Below are 4,903 nucleotides of genomic sequence, written 5' to 3'. Positions count from 1 at the left end.
GCCGGACCGGCAGCGCAGGGACATCGACAACGTGCAGAAGGCGCTCCTGGACGCTCTGCAGCACGGCGGCCTGTACACGGACGACAGCCAGATCAAGAAGCTGAACATCGAGATGCGCGGGGCGGTCCGCGGCGGCCGCACCCTCGTGCGCCTGGAGGAGATCATCGATGCTTGAACTGAGGCCCTACCAGCAGGAGGCGGTGGACGCAATCTACAGGCATCTGCGGGAGCGCGACGACAACCCGTGCGTCGTGATCCCCACGGGCGGAGGCAAGACTCCGGTGATGGCCACCGTTTGCCGGGATGCCGTTGGCAGGTGGGGCGGCCGGGTCCTGATCCTGGCCCACGTGAAGGAGTTGCTCGAGCAGGCGCTGGAGAAGATCCAGATCGTGGCGCCGGAGATGTGGATGAAGACGGGGATCTACTCGGCTGGGCTGAAGAGCCGCGACACGGAGCACCCGATCATCATCGCCGGCATCCAGTCTGTATATCGGCGGGCCTGTGAGCTCGACGCATTCGACCTGGTGATCATCGACGAGGCGCACATGATCCCGCCAGATGGCGACGGGATGTACCGGACGTTCCTCGACGATGCCCGCAAGGTGAACCCGAACCTGCGGGTGATCGGGCTGACCGCGACCCCGTTCCGGATGAAGAGCGGGATGATCTGCGAGCCGGGCAACGTCTTGAACGAGGTCTGCTACGAGATCGGCGTGAAGGAACTGATCGTCCAGGGCTTCCTCTGCCCGCTGGTCACCAAGGGCGCAGCCCAGCCGCTGGACACGTCGGGCCTGCATGTGCGCGCAGGAGAATTCGTGGCTGGCGAGGCCGAGGACCTCATGGACACGGACGAGCTCGTGGAGTCGGCCTGCCGGGAGATCGTCGAACAGACGCAGGATCGGCATTCGGCGCTCGTGTTCACCACTGGCATCCGGCACGCGGAGCACGTCGCAGAGGTCCTGCGACAGATGGCGGGCGAGTCCGTGGCCACGGTGTTCGGCGAGACGGCGAGCGTGGAGCGCGATCAGGTCCTGGCGGAGTTCAAGGCGGGCAGGGTCAAGTACCTGGTCAACGTCAACGTGCTGACCACGGGCTTCGACGCGCCGAACATCGACTGCGTGGCCATGGTGCGGCCGACGATGTCCCCTGGACTCTACTATCAGATGGTCGGACGCGGCTTCCGCCTCAACGAGGGCAAGGAGAACTGCCTGGTCCTGGACTTCGGCGGCAACGTGCTGCGGCACGGGCCGGTCGACGCAATCCGAGTCCAGGCGGTCCACCACCGTGCAGGGGGCGAAGCGCCGGCCAAGCAGTGTCCTGATTGCCGGAGCCTGGTCGCAACCGGCTACGCCATGTGCCCGGACTGCGGCTACGTGTTCCCTCCGCCTGAGCGGCAGCAGCACGAGGCTACGGCGTCCACCGAGGGCATCCTGTCGGGTGAGGTTACAACGGAGGTCCATGAGGTCCGCGAGGTCTTCTACAGCGTCCACACCAAGAAGGGCGCGCCCGAGGATGCGCCCAAGACGCTGCGGGTCGAGTACGAGGTCGGATTCCATCGGTATTTCGCCGAGTGGATCTGCTTCGAGCATGACGGCTGGGCCCGCCACAAGGCCGAGTCCTGGTGGCGGAAAAGGTCGAACGCCTCGGTGCCGCTGACCGCGGCCGAGGCTGCGGCCGTCGCCCAGGATGGGGCGCTCTGCGAGACCGGCACCATCACGGTGCGCAAGGTGGTCGGGGAGCAGTTCCCGCGGATCGTGGGCTACGAGTTGAGTGAACGACCGCCGTGGCGGGAGCCGGGGATGGACGACGATCTCGAGCCGGTGGGCGCGATGGCCGGCAACGGAGCGCGGGAATACGACCCGCGGGAAGATGACGATCTACCCTTCTGATCTTGAAGTAGGTGCTTGTGGGCGAATCCAAGGGGACATTGCTGCAGGCGGCGTTGCGGTATGCCGAGCTCGGGTACCCGGTCTTTCCGTGCGTGCCAGGCGGGAAGGCCCCTGCGACGGCGCACGGGTTTCTGGACGCCACGACGGACGTCGCTCAGATCGAGGCCTGGTGGACCAGGCTCCCGGAGGCGAATGTCGCCATGCCGACTGCCGGGCAACTCGTCATCGATGTGGATGGAGCGGAGAATCCCTGGCCTGGCGACGCGGAAAAGGCGGAAGGCCTCGCAGGCTGTCCCGTTTCGCGGACACCCCGAGGCGGTAGGCACTACATCTTCCGGCAACCGGAAGGCAAGAAGTGGAACAGCACGGCTAGCCGGCTCGCCCCACAGGTCGATACCCGGGCCAACGGCGGCTACATCGTGTTGCCGCCCTCGATCGTGGGCGGGAAGCCGTACCAGTGGGCCGGGGACTTTGCGTCCGGGCCGTCCGACCTACCCGAACCCCCCGCGTGGCTGGTGGATCAGGTCGAGGGCGGGGCGGACCTTTTCGCCCAGGGGGCAGATGGGCCAGCGGAGGATATCCAGGACGCGCCACAGGGCGCGCCCGTGGCGCCCGAGGGCGTGACAGCGCCCGCCGGTGGCAACCTGATACCAGCCGGCCACAGGAACGCCACGTTGGCGCGCCTGGGCGGGGCCATGCGCCGGGTGGGGATGAGCCAGGCGGAGATCCTATCCGCCTTGGCCCGGGCCAACCTGGACCGCTGCAGCCCACCGCTCAAGGACCGCGAGGTCGAACGGATCGCGAGCAGCATCGCCAGGTATGAGCCCGATCAGGTAGCCGTCGCGGTGGCGGAGAACCATTGGGGGCAGGACAACGCCGCGGCACCGGAAGACGAAGTGCCCCAGGATGTCCAGGACCCGGGGCCGATGCCAGACGAGCTGTTCAGGATCCCTGGCTTCGTGTCCGAGGTCATGGACCACTGCCTGGACTCGGCCCCGTATCCGAACCTGGTGATGAGCTTCGCTGGGGCGCTGGCTCTGCAAGCGACGCTCGCCGGCCGCAAGGTTCGCGACCCCGGGAACAACCGGACGAATCTCTACCTGCTCGGCCTGGCGCATTCGGCGGCCGGCAAGGACAGGCCTCGGAAGCTCAACACCGAGATCCTGCACGCGGTCGGGCTATCGCACCAACTCGGCGGACGGTTCGCCTCGGGTGAAGGCATCCAGGACGCCCTCTTCAGTGAGCCCTGCATGCTGTTCCAGACCGACGAGATCGACGGCATGCTGCAGTCGATCAACAAGGCCCGCGATGCCCGCCACGAGAATATCATGGGCACGATGCTGACGATCTACTCCTCGGCCGATTCGGTGTTTCCGATGCGCCGCAAGGCCGGCCGGGATGCGCCCGGGGCCATCGACCAGCCGTGCCTGGTCGTGTTCGGTACCGCCATCCCGAAACACTATTACGAGGCCCTGTCAGACCGGATGCTGACCAACGGATTCTTCGCGCGGATGATCATTCTCGACTGCGGGGGGAGATCGCCGGGACAGGAGCCGAGGCTCAAGCCCTTGCCAGAACGGATCGTGGAGACCGCCCAGTGGTGGGCGGATTTCCAACCCGGGAACGGCAATCTTGAGAACTGGCACCCCGAGCCACGGGGCATCCTCCACACGGGCGATGCGAAGGAGATCCTGGTCGAGATGCGCCTTGAGGCGGAGGCCGAGTACGCGCAAGCCGAGGCTGCGGAGAACGAGGCCGGAACGACGGTCTGGGGGCGAGTCAGCGAGCACGCGAGAAAGCTCGCCCTTCTCTACGCGATCAGCGAGAACCACCTCGAGCCGAAGATCGACGCTGCGGCGGTAGAGTGGGCACGGCGATTCGTCACGCACCAAGCCCGGCGCATGCTCTTCATGGCCCAGTCTCACGTGGCGGAGAATCCGTTCCAGGGGGAGTGCCTGAAGTTCCTCAAGAAGCTCGGCGGGGCACCCGGTGGAGAGCTCGCTCACAGCGTCCTCTTGAAGCGGATGAAGGTCGACGCCAAGACCTTCCAGGGGCTGGTGACGACCCTGGAACAACGCGGGGACATTATCACCCGGACCGCCTGTGCCCGCGGAACGACCGCGCGCTTCTACAGGTTGGTGAGCCGCAGCCCTGAGCGGTGAAGAACCCCCAAAGGTGAAACACGTCCTGGCTTAACCGCTGCAATCCAATTTCTTGCAACCAGTTGCAGGCCGTTTCACCATTTCACCCCATCTCGCAGGGGTGAAAGAGGGTGAAGCGAGAATGCTGTAAGTTATTATATACAAACACACTCTCTCTCCTTTTCCCCTTTCACCCACCCGCGCGCATATTCCCCTCCGCTCTCGCCCGCGTATATGAGACCCCGGGGGTGAAAGGTGAAAGGGTGAATCGGCGGAATCCGGGTCGTGGCTGGGGTGGGGACTTCCCTGAAGCCGACAGACCCCTCGGTGAGACGAGAGGTCGTCGGTTCAGAACGGGTTCCAGTGTGCTATGCCTCGGCTACGACTTCCTTCATGATCGCCCGGACGGCCCCCTCGTCCTTCGTCGCTGCGGCCACCAGCAGGCTGCGAGCGAACTTCGATGCCTTCCCCGGCCCGGCTGCGGCGTGGATGGCGTTTCTCTCGTCCTCGGTCAGCCGGAACGCGAAAACGCAGAGTTCTTCGCGCGGAGCCTTGGCCTTGGCGGCCGGCTTCTCGGCTACGGGCTTACGAGCCCGCGTGGTCTTCTTGGTCGTCTTGCTCATCGCTCAGGTCCTTTCGTTCGGGTCCAGACGCGCGATACGGCTGGGCTCCTTGCCGCAGCCCTCGCACGCCACGCCCCCGCCCTGGCGGTCGATCTCCACCATGTCGGCGGGCGTGATCTCTTCCCATCGCTCCCAGATCCAGGTATCGGACCCGGGATAGGGGATGTGGCAGCAGGCGCAGACGATGCTGCCCCGCTCGTTCCAGAACACCTGATGGGCCTTTAGGCCGAATCGCGGGGTCGCGTTCTTC

The 4,903-nt window shown here is 65.8% G+C and carries 5 protein-coding genes; 3 read left to right on the top strand and 2 right to left on the bottom strand.

The genetic code is table 11. The annotated features are described in order from the left end of the window. The 3 genes from KJ554_04030 to KJ554_04020 all read left to right on the top strand — a co-directional run. Positions 1-175: RusA family crossover junction endodeoxyribonuclease (locus KJ554_04030; protein ID MBU0741506.1), on the top strand; the 175-nt coding region annotated here is incomplete at its 5' end. Further along, positions 168-1,889 (top strand): DEAD/DEAH box helicase, encoded by a 1,722-nt coding sequence (locus KJ554_04025; protein MBU0741505.1) that lies wholly within the window; start codon positions 168-170, stop codon positions 1,887-1,889. The genes KJ554_04030 and KJ554_04025, both read left to right, overlap by 8 nt. Before the next feature lie 17 nt (positions 1,890-1,906). Then, a complete protein-coding gene (locus tag KJ554_04020; protein ID MBU0741504.1) occupies positions 1,907-4,051 on the top strand; it encodes a bifunctional DNA primase/polymerase in 2,145 nt (714 codons plus the stop codon). Positions 4,052-4,398: 347 nt separating this feature from the next. Here KJ554_04020 and KJ554_04015 read toward each other — a convergent pair whose 3' ends face one another. Both KJ554_04015 and KJ554_04010 read right to left on the bottom strand, forming a co-directional pair. Further along, the gene (locus KJ554_04015; protein ID MBU0741503.1) at positions 4,399-4,653 is read right to left on the bottom strand and encodes a hypothetical protein; all 255 of its coding nucleotides are present in this window, start codon (positions 4,651-4,653) and stop codon (positions 4,399-4,401) included. A gap of 3 nt (positions 4,654-4,656) precedes the next feature. Continuing rightward, positions 4,657-4,903 (bottom strand): hypothetical protein (locus tag KJ554_04010; protein MBU0741502.1); only part of this gene is annotated, 247 nt, incomplete at its 5' end.

The organism is bacterium (assembly GCA_018814885.1).
Classification (GTDB): Bacteria; Krumholzibacteriota; Krumholzibacteriia; order LZORAL124-64-63; family LZORAL124-64-63; genus JAHIYU01.
Note: the sequence above shows the minus strand (reverse complement) of the source record. Positions and strands in the feature narration are given on the sequence as shown.